This window comes from Sphaerospermopsis sp. FACHB-1194 (genome assembly GCF_014696235.1).
GTDB lineage: Bacteria > Cyanobacteriota > Cyanobacteriia > Cyanobacteriales > Nostocaceae > Sphaerospermopsis > Sphaerospermopsis kisseleviana.
In genome coordinates this window covers 36991-58588 of sequence record NZ_JACJPU010000034.1, presented here as the reverse complement: position 1 = coordinate 58588, position 21598 = coordinate 36991, and the positions used below count along the sequence as shown (strand labels likewise).

Here is a 21598-nt window from a genome sequence, read left to right as displayed (position 1 = left end):
GCGATTATCGACAGCCAAAGTGTGAAAAGTGCGGCAATGGTGAGTCAATCAGTGGGCTTTGATGCAGGCAAGAAAATTACAGGGCGTAAGCGATTTCTGACAGTCGATACCTTGGGTTTAGTCTTAGGAGTGTTGGTAACAGCCGCGAATGTGGGTGAGCGAGAAGGCGGAAAAAAAGTTCTCAAGCGGGTGAAACAGTCTCAAACGCAAGCATCCCGTTTGACCACTATTTGGGTAGATGGTGGCTTCGACGGCGAACCGTTCATGCAATGGGTGATGAATTTTTGTCGTTGGATTGTCCAAGTAGTTCTGCGACCACAACAAACCAAGGGCTTTGTCTTGCTCAAAAAGCGTTGGGTCGTAGAACGCACTTTTGGGTGGCTGATGGGTTGTCGGCGATTAGTCCGAGATTATGAATTATTGCCCGAAACATCTGAGACTTTTATCTACCTTGCTATGATCCGTATTATGGTTAGGCGACTTGCCTAAATTTTGACTGCCAAAAACTTTTCAAACACCCTCTGAGCTAGATGAACTACTAATTTTATGCCAAAAAAAGTTTCCACTATATGAAAATTTTGATTATGAGAAAATTAAAGATATCCTCATCCAAGAAATGGAAAAGATTGACATTGTGTATGATAAAAACCAAGGTATATCAAGCTTGAACTAATTTATAAATTGATATCTTTCACCATCTTTCATTAGCCTTCTAACCCGCCTGGGAATGAATTCCCAGTCTAATAGCCCAAGTCAGTTAAAACTGACTAAAATCCTTTTTGCTAGTGCCATAAATATAACATTTCAATCATCCTCATTTTGACGCGGGTCTTCATCTGGAGGATGCCAACCACCTTTTACCCAAAAACGACGTGCTTTGATAATAGAACCTTCATTATGCCTTTCATCATTAAGATCCAAACGATTACAAGTAGCCCTTCCCGTAGGAGTAATACCAATAATTTTTAAACCATCAGCCGACCAAATAAAATGATCAGACCATTTTTGTTTTCGCGGATTAAATATGGGAATGATATCTCCAGTTTCCGGATCGATACCCGTTGTGAAATTATAGCGATATCCGTTACAACGTTGACAAGCTAAAGCTAAATTATCGGGATTATCTGATGAACCAGGAAGAGATTGAGGAATAATGTGATCAATTGCAAATAAAGCTGCACTTGCTTCTTCCAAAGAATGACAGTATTCGCATAGAAATTTTGCTCTTTCTCTGACTAATTTTCTGGTCGTATCATTAACTGTCATGATTCAGCAATTATTTTCGCATTCAATAAAGTAAAAATTCTATCCAGTTCTAATATTCCTGCTAACTCAGCCTCTTCACTTGCAGTTAGCATTTCCGCCTTCTTTCTTTCAGAAAGTTCTTCCAAACGAGACTGTAACTCAGAGCTAAACTTAAACAAATTCAAATCTCTAACTTTTTTGATTTCAATTCCCGACTCTACCCAGGATGAGGGTTGAATCATCACTTGAGTAATCATAGACTTATTTGATCTCTTGTAATAAACTACATCTTATCACATATTAAATATCTAATAAATAAAATTCCTATCCATAACTCAACCTAAAATTATAAATCAACCTTTGCGCCTTTGCTCCTTAGCGCCTTTGCGCGAAATAAAAATAATAATACACTTAAAAACCTCTCTTCCTTTGCGCCTCTGCGCCTCTGCGTGAGAAAAAAACAACCTCATAACTACTTGAAAAAAACCACATAAACAGCTACCCTGCATTAACATCAAAAATGTGATCCTCAAAACCATGAACACCCACCCCCAAATACCCCCCTACACCTGGAAACGCCCCATCGGTTTAGGATGGGAAAAACCCTACACCGTCCGCTATCCCAGCAACCTCGATGATGGACCATTTCACGGAATGCCATTAGGTGGTTTTGGTGCAGGTTGTATCGGCCGTTCCTCTCGCGGAGATTTCAATTTATGGCACATTGACGGTGGAGAACATACATTTAAAAATGTCCCTGCTTGTCAATTTAGCATCTTTACATCAGACAAAACCTACGCATTATCTACCCAACCCCCAGAAGATAACACATTACAAACTTGGGAATTTTATCCACCTTCTTCAAAGGTATCAGAAGAGGCGGGCAAGATGCCCACCCCACAAAATGTAGGAATTTATCATGCACTTTATCCCCGTAGTTGGTTTGTTTATGAAAATGTTTTTCCAGTTCAATTAACCTGTGAACAATTTTCACCTATCTGGGCTAATAATTACCAAGAAACCAGTTATCCTGTAGCGGTTTTCCTATGGACTGCACACAACCCAACTAACCAACCAATTACTGTTAGTATAATGCTAACTTGGGAAAATATGGCAGGTTGGTTTACCAATGTTTTAAAATCTCCTGATGTGAAAATTAGAGATGATGGCAGTCCTGTTTATGAATATCAACCAAAATGGGGAGAAAGTAAAGGTAACTATAATTGGTTAGTTGAAGATGATAAGTTTTTAGGTTGTGTTTTAGGTCGAGTTACTAATAATGAAACTCCCCAAGAAGGTGATGGAACTTGGTGTATTGCTACTGCTAAAAATGATCAAGTTGAATTATTTTATCATTCCCGTTTTAACACTATAGGAAATGGTGAGGAAATTTGGCAGACTTTTAGTAAAGATGGTTCTTTAACTAATTATTTAGATGAAACTCCCACAGATGAAAATACTCGTTTAGGTGCTGCTGTTGCTGTGCGTTTCACTTTGCAACCAGGGGAAACTTTAGAAGTTCCTTTTGTGTTAAGTTGGGATTTTCCGGTGACAGAATTTGCAGAAGGTGTAAACTATTATCGCAGATATACAGACTTTTTTGGTTGTAGTGGTGATAACGCTTGGCACATTGCTACCCATGCACTGAAAGAATATCATAATTGGCGATCGCAAATTCAAAACTGGCAAAGTCCTATTTTAAACCGGGAAGACTTACCCGACTGGTTGAAAATGGCGTTATTTAACGAACTCTACGACTTAACCAGTGGGGGTACTCTCTGGAGTGCAGCAACGGAAAAAGACCCCATCGGTCAATTTGCAGTGTTAGAATGTTTAGATTACCGCTGGTATGAAAGTTTAGATGTGCGGTTATACGGTTCTTTCGGGTTATTAATGTTATTCCCAGAACTAGAAAAAGCCGTTATGCGTGCATTTGCTAGGGCAATTCCCCAAAGTGATGATAGAACTAGAATTATCGGTTATTATCTCACCATCAACACTGAAAGTCCCCAAGCTATCCGTAAAGTAGCAGGTGCTACACCTCACGACTTAGGCGCACCTAATGAGTGGGTTTGGGAAAAAACCAATTATACTGCTTATCAAGATTGCAATTTGTGGAAAGATTTAGGTTGTGATTTTGTCTTGCAAGTATACCGCGATTTTCTATTTACTGGTGCAAATGATATCGAATTTCTCGCAGAATGTTGGGATGCAATTGTGCAAACTTTGGATTATGTGAAACAATTTGATTTAGATGGAGATGGTATACCAGAAAATTCTGGCGCACCGGATCAGACTTTTGACGATTGGCGGTTAAATGGTGTTAGTGCTTATTGTGGTGGTTTGTGGTTAGCAGCGTTAGAAAGTGCGATCGCTATTTGTGATATTCTCAAAGATCATAAACACACAACTTCCCAAAAATCAATCTATCAAACTTGGTTAAATCAATCACAACCAATTTATCAAGAAAAACTGTGGAATGGTCAGTTTTACCGTTTGGATAGTGAAAGTGGTTCTAATGTGGTGATGGCTGATCAGTTATGTGGGCAATTTTATGCTCGTTTGCTTAGTTTACCAGATATTGTACCCACTGATAACGCTCTTTCTGCTTTGACTACTATATATAATGCTTGTTTCCTCAAGTTCCAAAATGGAAAATTTGGCGCTGCAAACGGTGTCCTTCCCGATGGTTCACCAGAAAACCCCTACGCTACCCATCCCCTAGAAGTTTGGACAGGTATTAATTTTGGTTTAGCTGCATTTTTGTTACAGATGGGGATGAAAAATGAAGGTTTGCGTTTAACTGAAGCGGTGGTTAAACAAGTTTATGAAAACGGTTTACAGTTCCGCACCCCGGAAGCTATCACCGCAGCAGGTACTTTTCGCGCTAGTACGTATTTACGGGCAATGGCTATCTGGGCAGTTTACCTATGCTTTAAATAATGTATAAGAGGGAATTGGGAATAGGTGACAGGTGACAGGTGACAGTAAGAAGATAATAGGAGTTGAGAAAGAAGAAGGAAGAATTTATTTCCCTCCCCATCACCCCACCTCCCCATATCCTTTGGTAACATTTCGCTCAAGCACTTATGCAGAACTTTACGTAAAAATTTTAGATTTTTTTAAGATTTGTCGTAAATAAACATCTTTTATAGTTAAAAAATGTATCAGCAGAAATGTGATTTTATTTTCTGGTTATTTCCGGAATCCTGAGAAAAAAACAGTAATAGTAATAGTTGAAAGTTCTCAACCCCTATACCCATGTTTGAAAATACGCAATGAACACCTGTTTCATCAACAAAGTCTATAGATAACTACTCTTTTTCTCAGAATGCGAACATTTTTGTGCCAAAGGATACATAAATAATTCAAAATTCACTTTGAAGCATCGAGGACAACCCACTTAAAACTTATCTCCAGGAACATTGGAAAAATGAACATTCAATATAAAAACCGTAAAACCTACCTCACCCTGATAGAATTAGCTGGCATTCAGAATATAAAAGTTACTCTCATGTCAGATGCTATGAGTTTCTGCGCTTAATTGTGTTGTTTAACCTTGACTGAAAACCAGCCAGATAGTACAAAATTTAGTACAAAACAAAATCTAGGTCTATGTAGGGTCAGAAAAAGCAGCAGCAACGATTTTGATTGTTTCAGGTTTACAACCAACTGCACCGTTACTCATAAAAAAAGAGTTCCAGTGCTAGGGATTTATATTATAGCTCTTTGGTTTCTGATTGGCAAGTAAAAACCAATGTGAATTACTGCCCAAATCTCAAAATTTGTATATCACCAAATTCACCTACTGAATCACATAAGTATCAATTTTTTAGAATCTCTAAAACACAAACTCATCATAATTAACGATTTACATTTACACATAATAAAATTGACATGATAATTTTTCTCCCTAGCAACTGAGTTACTTGACTTCACAAAAACTCAAAATTTTCACTCAGCTAAATTCACAATTCTCTGATGACGCTTAATTTATATTGAGCGGTTTGATTACATGATTAAATGCAGGTTTAATATATTACTTTTTCTCTTAACACACCCGCTTATGGGTGTTTTTTTATGTGTAACTTTGTGTGATAAAGACGATAAATGTAGTATATCATAAAATAGTATCAACAACAACTTAATTTTTAGAAGATCGGACTTATTGATATACAATTATTACTATGTATTTACCAGCCGCCATTAAGAATAAGTGTAGCCCTAATGATTCTCCCATCAGACCTAAAAGAAAAACATATAACAATATATAATCACTAAACTTCTAGAGTGAAATTTATGAAAAATCCGGTATTGTTTTTTGATAAAATTCTCTAGAATGCTTAATTTATAAAGGTTTGTGAATTTAGTTAATAGTAATAATTGGCGGAAAAATCAAGATAATCAACTTTGATAACCTCATAAAATGAGGGGTGTTACCCCCCATTTTCTTGACAAAAATGGGACAAAAGTGAAAGTTGCACATTGGCTAAATGAACATTCTGAGATATTCAGTAAATTTAACTTATAAGACTGCCAAAGTGGCAGATGACATTAGAGAAAAAAAATAGTATAAATACGAATGTAGCTTTTAAGAAGGCAATATGAATGCTCTTCTTAGCTGACTGGAAAATTATGAAACTTTACTGAAAAGACTTAATAATTTTCGGCGGCTAGTTATACAATAATATTCAGGGAACATCTATTGAATTACAGCTTGTGGAATTTTTAGAAGACACAACTGCATCTACTAAACCCGCTGAATTACAGAAAGATGGTAAATTTTTTCCTTTCTTTCAGGAGTCAGCAAAAATCACAGAACACAAGTAACCAATAGCAGTTGCTTTCACCAGCAACCACAGCGACGAGGTTACAAAACTGTACAACAGGGTCAATACAGCAAAGCAGCAAACAGACTTGATTAAAAACAGTCAGGTTTTCAATCACAGGTCAGGTCATGAAACAAATCATCAGGTCAAATGCAGTCGAAACACCAAGCCCACGAGGTAATTTAGGGATACAACGCTCTGATTTACATTTTCGTCAGGCATCCGGGGAAAGTCTCGTACTTTCACCAACGGTAAATTTATCAGTCCTACCCCAAAGTAGTGACGTATTAATTAAAAATAAAAGCAACAAGTCAACATCCTGGGAGAATAAAGCACTTTCAGCCTTTGTTGATGTAGTTTGGGAGAAGAAATTAGATTTTTTACCCAGAGTTGTGATGTGGGAGTGTATAGGCAAGATAGCACAAGTCAATAACATCCCAGGAAAGCAAATCACAACGCAAATCACAACGCAAATCACAACTTTAATAACTAAGACACTGGGGAAGATAAAAGCTAGAGCAGAACAAGCAACCCCAAGCAGCTTAGTTTTGAAAGTTAGTTTATGGAAGTTGCTCCCAAACCTACAGACAACGAACCAGTTAGCAGTAAAAATTGCCAAAACTAAAACTTTGCTTCACCGTATCTGGATGCAGCGAACACAACAGAGCAGTTTTAGGAATAGCTTTTTTGCTCTTAATTACGGGAACTGCTGAGAAGTTGTAAAATTTCTGGATGTGCCTGTGGAAAAGGTGAATCTATATTTTTCAACATTTGCTACTGGTCTATTACCAATATATTCCTGTAATTAATTCAACAACTGTTTCACAAATAGTCATCAACCAAACCAAAATTACTGGGTGAAGGTACGATATCACTTCCTGCGATCAACTGGTAAATGTTGGTGTGGTGAACTGATATTGCAGTTTGTGTATTGCAGTTTGTGTATTGCAGTTGTAAATAGCACTTGACAATAAAACTCGAAGAAACTCGACAATTTACCTCATTGAAATAAAACTCAAACGTACTATGAATCAAGGCATTTCTGGAAATAGTGGACTCCCTGACAAAAAAATCAATCCTGAACAGTTTGACCAAGTAATAGAAGCAATTCTCGCTGGTAAGTATTCTTGGGCTTGTGTGTTAATGTTGCGGTTTGTTGGTTACAATCCTTTGCATTACATTCCTTACCGTACTTATAACCGACTACTCAAAGAAAACTCTCGCAATAGTCGGTCTAACCCTCAACAGAATGAAAATTTGAAAATTGCTCCATCACCAACAGAGAAAAGGTCAGAGAGTCATTTAGCACCTAGCAGCTTGAGCAAGAAAATTAAAGATTTAGCTTATCTGGAAGTTGCTGGTAAGCAAAAAGTAGAAGTCCGTAATAGCCATAGGGATAAGAAATCGGCATAACCGATAATGATGATAGTTAATAATCTCAGAATCAAAGTTCAAGGAGTCAGGAGCTATTTATTTTGGATTTTGGATTTTGGATTTTGGATTATTTATTTTTGTCAACTCCAATCTAAAATCTAAAATCTAAAATCTAAAATTTTTCTCCCCAGTCGCCTATTACCTACCTTTGGGAAATATGGCTAAATCGGTTTCTAGGTCAAAAAAGTGGAGTTTTTCAGAAACTAATGATAACCAAAGTTGCTCACCCAAACTGATAAATCTATCTGGAGGAACTCGTACTTGTAAAGTTTGACCATCTGTATTTGGTAAATCAGGGTTATATATTCTTACAGCAAGAAAACTATCGTTTCCTAAATTCTCTACTAAATCTACTTTAACTGGTAAATTTTTGGTAGCTGGTACACTTAACATTAAGTGTTCTGGACGAATACCTAAAATTACAGTTTGTCCATCGTATTTTTGTAATGCTTTTCCCCATACATCTGGGAGGGTAAAGCGAAAATTAGCATGGGTAATTAATAAAGGTGCATGAAATTCTACCGGAATAAAATTCATTGGTGGTGAACCAATAAATTCGGCTACAAAGCGGTTAGCAGGATAATTATATAGTTCTAAAGGAGGGGCGACTTGTTGAATTTGTCCCCCAGACATGATGGCAATGCGATCGCCCATTGTCATAGCTTCAGTTTGATCATGGGTAACGTAAATTGTCGTTGTCCCCAACTGACGCTGTAATTTAACAATTTGGGTGCGGGTTTCTGCCCGTAATTTAGCATCTAAATTAGATAAGGGTTCATCCATTAAAAATACTTGAGGATTTCGGGCGATCGCTCTCCCTAATGCTACCCTTTGTCTTTGTCCTCCTGATAACTGTTTAGGTAGGCGATTTAATAAATTTTCAATTTGTAATAATTGGGCAACATTCAGCACTTGTTGTTCTATTGTGCGTTCTTTTGGAGAAAGATAACGCAGTCCTTTGGGTAGTTTTTTAGTCACTCCCACAAGTAGATTCTCTCCCCATGTACGAAAATTACGGGTAGAAATTGTTTCACCATTTCCCAAACGACGACGTAACCCAAAAGCAATGTTGTCATAAACACTCATGTGGGGGTAAAGGGCGTAATTTTGGAACACCATTGCAATGTCTCGCGCTTTGGGGGGTAAGTCATTAATTAGGCGAAGCCCTGCGGGCGCGCTGGCGCTATCGCCCACCCAAATATTACCCCCAGTCATCACCTCTAACCCTGCTATTAGCCGCAGCAAGGTACTTTTACCACAACCAGAAGGTCCCACCAACACCATAAATTCACCATCAGCAATGGTTAAATTAATGCGTCTGAGGACATTAATACTATCTGCACCCTCTTTTTCTGGTGATGACTGCTGTGTCTTCACACTTTCCCCCTTCCGGGGAGGGAAACTTTTATAAACGTTTTCTAATACAACTTGTGCCACAGTTCTCAGGTAATGGGTAATGGGTAATGGGTCATGGGTAATTGGTAATGGGTAATTGGTAATGGGTAATGGGTAATGGGTAATTGGGAATTGGGAATTGGGAATTGGGAATTGGGAATTGGGAATTGGGTTATTCATCTTAACCCAGTCACCAGTCACCAGTCACCAGTCACCAGTCACCAGTCCCCAGTCACCAGTCCCCAGTCCCCAGTCACCAGTCCCCAGTCCCCAGTCCCCAGTCCCCAGTCCTCAGTCCTCAGTCCCCAGTCACCAGTCACCAGTCACCATTCCCCAGTCACCTTTACGCCAAGTGCATGAAAATCATTTTTAACAGTTCCGCACGAGTAAAAGGTTTAGTTAAATAACCAGAAGCTCCGACCATTCTTGCTTTCACCTTATCAATAATTCCCTTACTACCAGTCACAAAAATAATGGGAATTTCCTTAAACATTGAATTATTACGAATAATTCGGCATAACTCATAACCATCAATTCCCGCCATATTCAGATCCAATAAAATCAAATCGGGTTTATGCCTAATGATAGACATCACTGCTTTGATTGGATCATTAATAGTTACTACAGCAACATTTTCATCTTCCAAACAACGGCTGATTTCTTTGAGAACCGTCGGACTATCATCTACAGAAATAATTTTGTAAGGCTTTTTAGCGGTTATGGTAGCAGCGGTTACGTTTTCCCCATTAGTTAGTATGTTATTGGGTATGGTTGATTGCTCAAGGTTTTCTTTTGGTAAAGCAGAAACTTGAGGTACAGGGTTCTCTCCCAGGGTAATGGATGGTGATGCTTCTACCTTAAACGATTTGCCATTAATTCTGATTGTGCTGTATCTAGGAGCTAGTGAAACATCTTCAAAGGTTTTAGGTAATTTATCGAATGGAGGATCCGGTTCATGCAAAATAATCGAACCCTGAAGGATATGCGGGTATAAAGTTCGAGCCAGTTCCACCTCATCGAGATTCATAATTACTGCCAAATGACGCAGGCTAAAACCCTTCATCCAGGTAGTGATATTTTGCTGTAATTCTGGTAATTGTTTATCATAAAATTTACTGTTAATCAACAGGTATGGACGCTGATAAGGAGAAGAGATTTGAGGAGCGAAAGACTGCAAATTTTGCAACCGATTTTTGCAGTGTTCCATAATACTATCAACATCAAGTTTGCAAATTTTCGGTAGGCTATTAACTGTTGCTGTTAATTCAAACGTGCCTTCTCTAATCAACAAAAATGATTCGATTACCTCTTTTACTAACTCTTGAATCAGTAACGCAGCTTGGTGAGAGAGTAAATGTTTTTCATTCACCAACCAATAAATAGCTTGATATTCCGGCGGTTGTTGGTGTTCATCATCACTACGTTCAATTAACTGAGTTTGCCAGTCAGGTTCAAACGTCATGCGTAATTGTACACGAAGTTCATTACTCATTACGGGAATTTGCTGACTTAGACGACGTATATGCCGTTCCAGTCTATCAAAGGGTTCTACTGAATGAGTGGCATAGATAATTTTGCCTTGGTCTAAGTATATTGACCATAGCACTGAATTGTTTAAAACTTGTAAACAAGTAGTGTCAGAAGAATTGCTTAACTGTCTTAATAAACGTTTAGGAGATAGTTTGGTAAATGTGCCAGTATTATTCATATTTTTACAGTTTTTAAAGAAAAATTGCTTTACTATTGATTGAGTCTGGAGCAATAATGAATTTCTGGATTAGGTGAAATATGTCTCAATACTGCTCGGTCAAGAAATGGGAATTAGTAAGTTGGTTTGGGTCAAAGGTAAAGGTTTTTCTCCCTTCACTTATTTTCATATTTCTCTATCAACCAACTAATTGATGATGAAATATCATAAATCTACCTCCAGCTATATCAATTAATCCTCCGTGAATTACATAATAATACTAGACTGTCAAATATTTTCCTATTTTCCAGAAGAGTAAAACTTTCTGTTCTCATTATTACAGGGTACACATTTTCCCATTGCGGTATTAACTGTGTTTCCTGATTGGTTGATAATTAGCAAATTTTCCACATAAAATCTTTAAATTTTTATTTCTTAGAAATGTATATATTGAATATTATATTCTTAATGATTTGGATATAAATGATAGATAGGTTATCTACCCAAAAATAATGTTTCTCCCCCTGATTAATTAGCTTTAACTAAAGTATATGGTGATTCAAGTTTCCTGAAATAGATAATTTGATTGGAATAATTTGCATGGATGAATTTTTATCCATCTACCGCAAAATACCATACTTGTAGTTGTACTAGTCTGGGAGACTATGATACTTTGAGCAAGGGAAAGTAACGCTTTGGACTATAACATAACACAAAAGGTTATGCTGGATACATTAAAACTAGATGAAGTTGTAGAATTTGCAGAAAACCCAGAACCACGTTGTCCGTGCGTGCTATTGCTAGACACATCTGGCTCCATGCAAGGAGAAAGGATTGAGGCTTTAAATCAAGGCCTACTGAGTTTTAAGGATGAGCTACTAAAAAATTCATTGGCAGCTAGAAGGGTAGAAGTAGCAATTGTTACTTTTGATAGTCATGTCAATATTGTGCAAGACTTTGTAACAGCAGACCAATTCAACCCACCTATTCTAACAGCCCAAGGACTAACGACAATGGGGGCAGGAATTAATAAATCGTTAGAAATAATTCAAGAACGCAAATCTCAGTATCGTGCCAATGGCATTGCTTACTACCGTCCTTGGGTATTTATGATTACAGATGGTGAGCCACAAGGTGAGCTAGATGATGTTATAGAACAAGCAATACAGAGGCTACAAGGAGATGAGGCGAATAAACGTGTTGCCTTTTTTACGGTAGGAGTAGAAAATGCTAATATGAACCGTTTAAGTCAAATAGCTGTACGTACTCCCCTGAAACTTAAAGGGTTAAACTTTATTGAAATGTTTGTTTGGCTTTCAGCAAGTATGTCAGCGGTTTCCCATTCCAAAGTAGACGAGCAAGTAGCACTACCACCAATCGGTTGGGGGTCTGTTTAACAGTTATCAGTTATCAGTTAGCAGTTATAGCAACAACTCAGGTGGTAGTTCACGAACTGATAGCGCAGCATGGCGTAAGCCATTGACAAAACTAATATACAAGCAAACTTTCCACTCTGTCACCTGTCACCTGTCACCTGTCACCTGTCACCTGTCACCTATCACCTGCTATAGCTGTGAGAAAAAATTTATGAACACACCAAAACAGATTCCTCAATGGCGGATAGTAGCCGCTTCGGTATGTGGAACTAGCCACATTAAAAACCAGCAGTTATGTCAGGATGCTCACCATTGGCAGATATTGCCAAATAATGTCTTAGTGACAGCAGCAGCAGATGGGGCTGGTTCAGCAACTTTGGGAAAAGTGGGAGCGATGATTGCTGTAGAAACAGCAATAGAACATATTTCAAATTGCGAAATTACTCACAGTACCTTTACTGAGGATACTCTTTTGCGTAATTTGTTAACTGATGCCATGTTAGCTGCTAAAAAAGCAGTAGAAGATGAGGCAGTGGCCTGCAAACATCAGTCATCAGATTTAGCAACTACCTTAATTATTGCGATCGCCACACCAAAAGTTGTAGCAGTAGCCCAAATCGGTGATGGTTTAGCTGTAGCCAAGGATAGTACAGGTAACTTACAGGCGCTGACAATCCCTAATAGGGGTGAATACATTAACGAAACCACATTTTTGACTTCACCTGATGCCTTAACTACAACCCAGATAAAAATTTTGCGTCAGCACATAGTTAATATCGGCGTTCTCACTGATGGACTACAAATGCTGGCTTTGAATATGCTTGTTGGTGAACCCCACAAACCATTCTTTTTTCCTTTATTCGACTTTGTAGCCAATGCTGAAGATAAGGTCGTTGCCAAAGAGCAACTAGTCAAATTTTTATGCTCTGAAAGAATTACTAATCGCACAGATGATGATTTGACTCTTATCATAGCAGCACTAAGCAATTCATAAACAATGTTTATTGGGTAGGGTTGATAGTCCAGACTGTCAGTTTCAGATTCAGCGTTTTTTAAATTCTTAATTTCGTATTGACGACCGATCAGGTCGTCTGTACTTCAATCCCCATTCCCTTTCAATAACCACTGTTAACAGTCATTTCACTATGCAGGTACTTCGTTCTCTTGGGCAGAAAGAAATTCTCAATCTCACGGTCAATTTGGGACGTGGGGGTGAAGCCTGTGTCTATGCCGTGCCATCAGATGAAAATTTAGTGGCCAAAATATATCACAAACCAATTCTGACCCATGCTCACAAACTTCAGACCATGATTGCCAACCCCCCAGAAAACCCAACAGCTAATTTGGGGCATATTTCCATTGCTTGGCCTCAGGAGTTGTTACAAGCTGCGGATGGTAGTGGTAGTATCGTCGGCTTTTTAATGCCCCGGATTCGGGGGATGCGTCCGATCATGGACTTTTATCATCCGGGAACCCGTCGCCTAAATTGTCCTTTATTTAATTATCAGTATTTACTTAGGACTGCTCGTAATTTGGCCGCAGCTTTTGCAGCTTTACACGCGAGCCAGTATTGTATTGGTGATGTTAATGAGTCAAATATTTTAGTTAGTGATACTGCCTTAGTGACTTTGGTAGATACAGATTCATTTCAAGTTCGTGATCCACAGCAAAACATTGTTTATCGTTGTGCAGTTGGTAAACCAGAGTATACTCCACCAGAACTACAGAATAAAACTTTTGCTGACTATGATCGGGAAATTTACCATGATTTATTTGGGTTAGGGGTGCTGATATTTCAATTATTAATGGAAGGTACTCACCCATTTTCCGGGATTTTTCAAGGTCAGTTTGATCCACCAACTTACGAAGTCCGAATCGTTGCTGGTCATTTTACTTATAGTCAAAGGCAACAAGTTCCCTATTTACCTACCCCCATAGCACCTGCTTGGGAAATGCTCGCTCCCGGTTTACGGGATTTGTTTGTGCGTTGTTTTGAGGATGGGCATCACAACCCTCACTTGCGTCCTGCTGCTCAAACTTGGTTGTCAGTTTTAACCACCGCTGAAGAGAGTCTTGTTACTTGTACTGCTAACCCCCAGCATCGCTACCATAATCATCTCGACAAGTGTCCTTGGTGTGAACGTGCGGCGCGTTTAGGTGGACGTGATCCTTTTCCATCACTGGAGTCGATCGCTTCTAAAGAACATCTCAAACCCCGACGAAAATCTAAAAAGCGCCACACACAAAATCCTCGTTCACGCCGACCTGTGATTTCTGCATCACCGCTACATCATTGGCAACCAGTCTTTACCCAAAATTTTTCTATTTATCAACCTCCCAAGACTACTCAAAAGTCAAGGTTTTATACTATTATGTTTAGCCTGTTGGGTTTGGGTTTATTGGGGTATTTGGACTTAATGATTAAATTTACTCGTCCCTTTGTTTCCCAAAATCCTTACACTCAACAAAGCTTGATTTCTCGCCAAGAAAATAATCATCCTCAAGAGGAAAATCTGTCTTATTTAGATTACTATGATCGTGGTAACGCTGCTTATCGAAAACGAGACTATGAGCAAGCAATTGAAAATTTTACCCAAGGTATCAAAAAAAATCCTAATTTTTCTAGATTGTATATCCATAGGGGTAATTCTCGCTACAATCTGAATGATTATGAAGGAGCATTGGCAGATTATAACCAAGCCCTAAAAATTAATCCCCAGGAAGTTAAAGCATTTGTAAATCGGGGCAATGCCTACTATATGCTGGCCGAGTATAGTAATGATCCTGACCAAGAGTATCAGAAAGCTATCCAAAACTTTAATCAAGCTATCAACATCAATAACCGTGACACGGAAGCTTATATTAGACGGGGTATTGTCCGTTCTCAAATAGCTAAATATAGCAATAATTTTCAACAAGAATATCAAAAATCAATTGCTGATTTTACAGAGGCAATTCAACTGAATGCTTCCCAAGCAGAAGCTTACTTCCATCGCGGTCTGGCTCGTTATCAATTTGCCCAATATAGCAGTAATTATGATCAAGAATACAATCAGGCGATCGCAGATTTTAATCAAGCATTAAATATTAATCCCCAGATGGCTAAAGTTTACCTCAAACGGGGAATGGTTTATTATGAATTGGCTCAATACGGGGAAAGTAAAGTTGAAGAAAATCATGCACAAGCCATGGAAGATTTAGAAAAATCTGCTCAAATTTACCTGGAACAAGAGGACATGGATAACTATCAGCAAGCCCTGAGTAACATTTGCGTAATGGTAGCCAAAAAATGTGATGCTTTATTCCAAAGCTCAATTATTTTTGACCCAATTGATCGCTAAAATTTTCTTCCAAAATAAGAGATTTTTACTCTTGACTCCTAACTCCTGTAGGGGTTTAAGTAGCTAGTCAGAAAAAAACAAATTAGGCTAGGTGACAGGTGACAGGTGCTACGCCACGGTGACAGTTTCAAGAGTTGGATAGGAACGATTTTTTCTTTAAGTAGGAATTAAGTGCAAGGTTTTTCAGTTACCACCTCATAAAAGCTGGCACTTTTTGAAAGCACTTCGGCTTACTTCGACTGCGCCCTTCGACACCGCCCTTCGACACCGCCCTTCGACACCGCCCTTCGACACCGCTCAGGACAGGCTCAGGACAGGCTCAGGACAGGCTCAGTACAAGTCGCTCAGTACAAGTCAAAATAGCTAAAACCCTTTACCTGTAAAGTTTTCGGATTTATATGGCTAACGCCACGCTACGCTATCAGCAAACCCTAATTAGCACTGCTAAACCCCTACAGACTCCTGACTTTTGTGATACTAGCATTTTTTTGTTTGTTAAGAAGAAATCATACTTCTGGAGGTAGGCAATGTTTGATGCTAGTTATTTTATATTAGTTGATTTTTTGGATTGTATAAAACTAAAATTTTTCTTACTGTAATTCATGATTTTTTTACATATAAATTGTTTTAAATTTACTTGTTCTTCATAATTATTCAGCATTTTACAGTTAAATTAATTTTAGATTCTTTCTAGGGAAAAATATAAAAATTCGTAAGGATTCAAATTCCAGAACGAGAATTTTAGATGTGTTGCGGCTAAAACGCTCAAAATCATGAATCTTGAATTCTTACAGAAGTTCATTGTTTCTCTATTTCCTGTACATTCTCTTCATCCCGAACTCAAATCATCACCTATCGGCAAATTTTTGAGGTAAATTGCATGAAAGCAGTAATTTTGGCTGGGGGTCTTGGTACACGCCTCAGTGAAGAAACCAGTATCAGACCTAAGCCAATGGTTGAGATTGGAGGTAAGCCAATTCTTTGGCATATCATGAAAATATACTCGGCTCATGGTATTAATGACTTTATCATTTGTTGCGGATACAAAGGTTACATCATCAAGGAATATTTTGCTAACTACTTCTTACATATGTCCGATGTAACTTTTGACATGAGATTTAACCAGATGAGTATCCATTCTGGATATGCTGAACCTTGGCGTGTTACCTTGGTCAATACAGGTGATAATACCATGACTGGTGGACGTTTAAGAAAAGTGAGAGAACACATTGGTAATGACACTTTTTGCTTTACCTATGGTGATGGTGTCAGCGATATAAATATCACCGAATTAATCAAATTTCATAAAGAACAAAAAAGTTTAGCTACACTGAGTGCAGTACAGCCAGCAGGACGGTTTGGAGCAATTTCTTTAGGACAAGAACAAACTAAAATTACCAGTTTTAAAGAAAAACCAGAAGGTGATGGTGCTTGGATCAATGGTGGTTATTTTGTTCTTGAACCAGAAGTAATTAATTTTATTGCTGATGACTCCACAGTTTGGGAGAAAGAACCATTAGAGAAGTTAGCAGAAATGGAACAATTATCAGCTTTCAAACATGATGGATTTTGGCAACCAATGGATACTTTAAGAGATAAACAATATTTAGAGGAGCTATGGAAAAATAATCAAGCTCCTTGGAAAGTGTGGGAATAAGAATTTTAGATTTTAGATTTTGGATTTTGGGTAAATATTCAGGATAATACAGGATGCAAAATAAATTAGAGTTTTTGATTCATTTTTGATCATTGATTTCATTGATGAAAAAACTTGATTTTGTGGATTCCTGGGACAAATAAATATTCTGACTCCTGACTCCTGACTGTAGATTTTCGATTAGGGAACAATTAATCATGTATGATTTTGCCATTATCGGCGGTGGAATAGTAGGACTATCTACAGCGATGGCTTTAGGTTCACGCTATCCTGATGCGAGAATTTTAGTATTAGAAAAAGAAAGCCAATGGGCATTTCACCAAACCGGTAATAATAGCGGTGTAATCCATTCAGGAGTTTACTACAAACCAGGTAGTTTCAAAGCGAAATTTTGCCGTGACGGTAGTCGCTCAATGGTAGAATTTTGTCAAAAGCATAATATTGATCATGACATTTGTGGTAAGGTAATTGTTGCCACTGATGATACAGAATTACCGGGTCTGGAAAAACTTTACCAAAGAGGTTTAGAAAATGGTATAGAAGTCAAAAGAATTAGTCCTGAAGAAGTTCGAGAAATTGAACCTCATGTGAGTTGTGTAGGTGCAATTAGGGTATTTTCCACAGGAATTGTTAATTACAAACAAGTTTGTTTAAAATACGCTGAACTGATAAACAATCAAGGTGGAGATTTACGCCTCAATACCAAAGTTATGGAAATCTCCCGGAGTGGTACAAATCATATATTAGAAACTAATCAGGGGAGTTTTGAAACAAAATTTGTGATTAATTGTGCCGGATTACATAGCGATCGCATTGCAAAATTAGGTAAAGCTAACCCTGAAGCTAAAATCGTTCCCTTCCGGGGCGAATATTATGAACTCACCCCCGAAAAACGCTATTTGGTCAAAACTCTCATCTATCCAGTTCCTAACCCAGAATTTCCCTTTTTAGGTGTGCATTTTACCCGCATGATTGATAACAGTGTTCATGCTGGTCCTAATGCAGTTTTAAGTTTCAAAAGAGAAGGTTACAAAAAAACCGACTTTAACTTAAAAGACTTTACAGAAGTAATCACCTATCCTGGTTTTTGGAAACTAGCAGCAAAACACGCAGATGAAGGAATTAAAGAAATAATTCGCTCCTTTAGTAAAGCTGCTTTTGTGAGAAGTTTACAAAAACTCATTCCCGAAGTGCAAGCAGAAGATTTAGTCCCTACCCATGCAGGAGTTCGCGCTCAAGCATTAATGAACAATGGTTCTTTAGTTGATGATTTTTTAATCATTCAAGGTGAAAACTCTGTTCATGTTTGCAATGCTCCCTCACCCGCAGCTACATCTTCTTTAGAAATTGGTAAAGCAGTAGTTAACCAAATTCCAGAACAAGCTCATTTAAAAAGCTTAGTTGCTTAAAATCCAGATCAGGATTTTTGGAAAAATCATCTCAATTAACCCGCATTTTAGATTAACTTCTAGATTAATTTCTAGATTAAATTGCGGTTAATTATTCATGCTCTAAATTCAGCATAAAAAACATAATTGCACACCTGGAAAAATTTAAAAGCCATGAAAATATTAGTCACAGGAACAGAAGGATATTTAGGTTCTTTATTACCTCCCTTATTAACAGCAAAAGGTCATGAAGTTATCGGAGTAGACACAGGTTTTTATAAGGTAGGTTGGCTATATAACGGAACTGAAATCACAGCTAAAACCCTCAACAAAGATATTCGTAATATTGCACCTGAAGATTTAGAAGGTGTAGAAGCAATTGTTCATATGGCGGAACTTTCTAACGATCCTACCGGACAATTAGCACCTCATATTACTTATGAAATTAATCATTTAGGTTCTGTAAGATTAGCTAACTTAGCGAAAACAATGGGTGTGCGTCGCTTTATTTATATGTCTTCTTGCAGCGTTTATGGTGTAGCTAGTGAAGGGGATGTAACCGAAGAATCACCTGTAAATCCTCAAACAGCTTACGCTGAATGTAAAACATTAGTAGAAAGAGATATTAAACCATTAGCTGATGATGATTTCTCTCCTACCTTCATGCGAAATGCTACCGCTTTTGGTGCTTCTCCCAGAATGCGATTTGATATTGTTTTAAATAATTTGTCTGGTTTAGCTTGGACAACAAAAGAAATTAAAATGACCAGCGATGGTACACCTTGGCGGCCATTAGTTCACGCTTTGGATATTTGTAAATCCATTGTTTGTGCGTTAGAAGCACCCAGAGATATTGTCCATAATCAAGTTTTTAATGTGGGAGATACACAAAATAATTATCGGGTGAAAGAAATCGCCGAAATTATTGCTGATACTTTTCCTGGTTGTAAATTAACCTTCGGTGATAACGGTTCAGATAACCGTAGTTATCGGGTATCTTTTGAGAAAATAAATACAATTTTACCAGGATTTAAGTGTGATTGGAATGCTCAAAGAGGCGCTCAACAGTTATTTGATTTATTCCGGCAAATCGACATGACTGAAGATACTTTTTTGTTTAGAGGGTTTACCAGATTAAAGCAATTAGAGTATTTAATTCGTACTCAACAAATTGATCATGATTTTTTCTGGACTACTAAATAAACTAGGCATTTATTAAGAATCAACTTAAATTTCCGAATCAATATTTTTGGTTCGGAATTTTATAAGCATTTCCCATCTGTGCTGTCAATAATAAACTAGGATTTTAGGAGAAATATTCCACTATGAATAAATTACTGACTATTGCTATTCCCACTTATAATCGTGCAGATTTACTAGATAAGCAACTAGAGTGGTTATCTCAAGCTATTAAAGGTTATGAATCTGAGTGTGAGATATTTGTTTCTGATAATTGTTCTAGTGATCACACTCAGGAAGTTATCCAAAAATGGCAAGAAAATATCAAAAATGTTAATTTTAAATCTAATAGACATATTGAGAATTTGGGCGTAATGAAAAATATCATGTATTGCCTAATTTCTGCAACAACTAAATATGTTTGGACAATTGGCGATGATGATCCAATCCAAGATAGAGCAATTGGTTATGTGCTAGATAAACTGAAAAAACATCAAGAATTATCATTATTATTTCTCAATTTTTCTGGCAGAAATAAAATTACTGGTGAAGCAGTACATCCACCGACAATAGTTGGTAATCGTTGGTTTGATGTTGATAATGAAGATGGTACAGGAGATGGTAAAACGATATTTGAATATTGTTTTACTAAAAGTGTAGGAGCAGTTATTTTTTTGTCATCCTCAATTTACAGAACTAACTTAGTAAAACGCGCTCTGCAAATTTGGCCAAATGCTATTAATAATTGGATATCTTTAGCATATTTAGCTGGTTATTGTGCTGCTAATGGCAAAGTAATAGTTAGTAAAGAGACTTATTTAGAATGTATTGTTGGTGTCAGTTATTGGCAAAAAGAACAAAAATCTGCGCTGTTAATGCAGTATAAACATATTCCCGAAGTGGTTTTAAAGCTGCACGAAAATGGATATTCTAAACGATTCTATGCCCAAATGATGGTACAGAACTTTCAACAAGTTAATTTAAAAGTCTTCTTGGGTGCTTTGAGAAGATGGCCAATTTCTGCTATTCAAACAGTTGTTCCTTTTTTAGCTGTAGTCAGTATTTCTGCTGTAGAAGTTATGGCTGCTCCTGAAGTAAAAATTGCTGAATGTCATCATCAAACATCAAGTCAAATTGTTCGCAGAAAGAATAATTCGGTATCATGACTATGTTAGAAACTCTTAAAAACAAAATAAATACGCTCACCTCTGAGTTAAATTATCGAGTAGCATTAGCTAAACATAAGCACAATTTACCTGTGTTATGTTCTGGGGAACAATTAATTGCCCAAACCCTAAAAAGAGAAGGTGTTTACATTACTTCCTTAGAAGATTTAGGATTACCATCAACTGCACAAATGTTAGAGAGTGCTAACTATTATGCAGCAACCATGAAAAGTCCTAGAAGTGTAAAATCAGGGTATAGTTTACCCCAAATTTATACAGTTACAGACTTACCAGAATTTTTTACCTGGGGCATTGAAAAACGGTTGCAAAATATCATCGAAAACTATATAGGTTTACCTATAGCTTTTCATGGTGTTCATGTCAGAAAAGATTTTCCTAATGAGCAGCAATCACAAACATTACTGTGGCATAAAGATTCAGAAGATCGCCGGATGATGAAAGTGATTATCTATTTACAGGATGTGACTGAAAAACATGGTGCTTTTGAATATATACCCTTGCCAAAAAGTCCTAGAGAATTTTTTAATTATTATCGGGTAGATTATGCTTTATGGAAGTCTAATTTTTTAGGGATTAATGATCAACAAATGATAAATTTTATTTCTAAAAACGAATGGAAATATTGTACAGCAAAAGCGGGAACTGTGATTTTTGTAGATCCCAGAAATGTTTTACATCATGGTACTGTCAGAAGCGAGGAACGTTCAACTGTATTTTTTGTATACACTGCTAACCCACCAAAACATCCAGAACTTTGTAGTCAATACCATGATGATACTTTCATCAAACCCAATAAGCAATTTATCCCTGAAGCTGTGGAAAAAGGTTAGTAAATTATATTAGTGATTGGTGATTGGTAATTGGGTAATCAATTTTATGT

General features: G+C 37.4%; 18 protein-coding genes. 14 read left to right on the top strand and 4 right to left on the bottom strand.

The window, feature by feature from the left end; all coding sequences use genetic code 11:
* Positions 1-489 (top strand): IS5 family transposase (locus H6F45_RS18315; RefSeq protein ID WP_190348017.1); only part of this gene is annotated, 489 nt, incomplete at its 5' end.
* Positions 490-804: 315 nt separating this feature from the next.
* Here the strand turns inward: H6F45_RS18315 and H6F45_RS18310 are convergent.
* Both H6F45_RS18310 and H6F45_RS18305 read right to left on the bottom strand, forming a co-directional pair.
* Positions 805-1266 carry an HNH endonuclease gene (locus H6F45_RS18310; RefSeq protein ID WP_137668852.1) on the bottom strand — a complete coding sequence of 154 codons (462 nt, stop codon included), beginning with the start codon at positions 1264-1266 and terminating at the stop codon, positions 805-807.
* Positions 1263-1502, bottom strand: coding sequence for a hypothetical protein (locus H6F45_RS18305; protein WP_137668851.1), 240 nt, complete (start codon positions 1500-1502; stop codon positions 1263-1265). The genes H6F45_RS18310 and H6F45_RS18305 overlap by 4 nt, the downstream gene beginning before the upstream one ends.
* Positions 1503-1782: 280 nt before the next feature.
* Between H6F45_RS18305 and H6F45_RS18300 the strand changes: the two genes are divergently transcribed.
* The 4 genes from H6F45_RS18300 (at position 1783) to H6F45_RS18285 (ending at position 7487) form a co-directional block, all read left to right on the top strand.
* Positions 1783-4188 carry a GH116 family glycosyl hydrolase gene (locus H6F45_RS18300; RefSeq protein ID WP_190348016.1) on the top strand — a complete coding sequence of 802 codons (2406 nt, stop codon included), beginning with the start codon at positions 1783-1785 and terminating at the stop codon, positions 4186-4188.
* A 31-nt stretch (positions 4189-4219) separates the two neighbouring features.
* Entirely contained in the window at positions 4220-4387 is a 168-nt protein-coding gene (locus H6F45_RS18295; protein ID WP_190348015.1) for a hypothetical protein, read from the top strand.
* A gap of 1815 nt (positions 4388-6202) precedes the next feature.
* Positions 6203-6787, top strand: a complete 585-nt coding sequence (locus H6F45_RS18290) for a hypothetical protein (RefSeq protein WP_096570734.1) — start codon at positions 6203-6205, stop codon at positions 6785-6787.
* A gap of 313 nt (positions 6788-7100) precedes the next feature.
* Positions 7101-7487 (top strand): HetP family heterocyst commitment protein, encoded by a 387-nt coding sequence (locus H6F45_RS18285; protein ID WP_096570736.1) that lies wholly within the window; start codon positions 7101-7103, stop codon positions 7485-7487.
* Positions 7488-7646: 159 nt separating this feature from the next.
* On the opposite strand, the gene H6F45_RS18280 is transcribed toward H6F45_RS18285, so the two are convergent.
* Positions 7647-8945, bottom strand: coding sequence for an ATP-binding cassette domain-containing protein (locus tag H6F45_RS18280; protein WP_190348020.1), 1299 nt, complete (start codon positions 8943-8945; stop codon positions 7647-7649).
* A gap of 111 nt (positions 8946-9056) precedes the next feature.
* Here H6F45_RS18280 and H6F45_RS18275 point away from each other — a divergent pair, with 111 nt between their 5' ends.
* Entirely contained in the window at positions 9057-9263 is a 207-nt protein-coding gene (locus tag H6F45_RS18275) for a hypothetical protein (RefSeq protein WP_190348014.1), read from the top strand.
* Here the strand turns inward: H6F45_RS18275 and H6F45_RS18270 are convergent.
* Positions 9247-10611, bottom strand: a complete 1365-nt coding sequence (locus tag H6F45_RS18270; RefSeq protein ID WP_096570741.1) for a response regulator — start codon at positions 10609-10611, stop codon at positions 9247-9249. The genes H6F45_RS18275 and H6F45_RS18270 overlap by 17 nt on opposite strands.
* A gap of 701 nt (positions 10612-11312) precedes the next feature.
* Between H6F45_RS18270 and H6F45_RS18265 the strand changes: the two genes are divergently transcribed.
* From H6F45_RS18265 to H6F45_RS18230, 8 genes are all read left to right on the top strand, one after another.
* Positions 11313-11987 (top strand): VWA domain-containing protein, encoded by a 675-nt coding sequence (locus H6F45_RS18265; RefSeq protein ID WP_096570743.1) that lies wholly within the window; start codon positions 11313-11315, stop codon positions 11985-11987.
* A 190-nt stretch (positions 11988-12177) separates the two neighbouring features.
* Positions 12178-12960, top strand: a complete 783-nt coding sequence (locus H6F45_RS18260) for a PP2C family serine/threonine-protein phosphatase (protein ID WP_096570745.1) — start codon at positions 12178-12180, stop codon at positions 12958-12960.
* Between the two features lie 151 nt (positions 12961-13111).
* A complete protein-coding gene (locus H6F45_RS18255) occupies positions 13112-15307 on the top strand; it encodes a tetratricopeptide repeat protein (RefSeq protein ID WP_137669116.1) in 2196 nt (731 codons plus the stop codon).
* 880 nt (positions 15308-16187) lie between these two features.
* Positions 16188-16964: a glucose-1-phosphate cytidylyltransferase gene (gene rfbF / locus H6F45_RS18250; protein WP_096570749.1), complete on the top strand. Its 777-nt coding sequence runs from the start codon at positions 16188-16190 to the stop codon at positions 16962-16964.
* 197 nt (positions 16965-17161) lie between these two features.
* Positions 17162-18373: an L-2-hydroxyglutarate oxidase gene (lhgO, locus tag H6F45_RS18245; protein ID WP_096570754.1), complete on the top strand. Its 1212-nt coding sequence runs from the start codon at positions 17162-17164 to the stop codon at positions 18371-18373.
* 153 nt (positions 18374-18526) lie between these two features.
* A complete protein-coding gene (locus H6F45_RS18240) occupies positions 18527-19555 on the top strand; it encodes an SDR family oxidoreductase (RefSeq protein WP_096570755.1) in 1029 nt (342 codons plus the stop codon).
* 122 nt (positions 19556-19677) lie between these two features.
* Positions 19678-20697 carry a glycosyltransferase family 2 protein gene (locus H6F45_RS18235; RefSeq protein ID WP_190348013.1) on the top strand — a complete coding sequence of 340 codons (1020 nt, stop codon included), beginning with the start codon at positions 19678-19680 and terminating at the stop codon, positions 20695-20697.
* 2 nt (positions 20698-20699) lie between these two features.
* On the top strand, positions 20700-21548 hold the full coding sequence (locus H6F45_RS18230) for a phytanoyl-CoA dioxygenase (protein ID WP_137666771.1): 849 nt from the start codon (positions 20700-20702) through the stop codon (positions 21546-21548).
* Positions 21549-21598 lie beyond the last annotated feature (50 nt).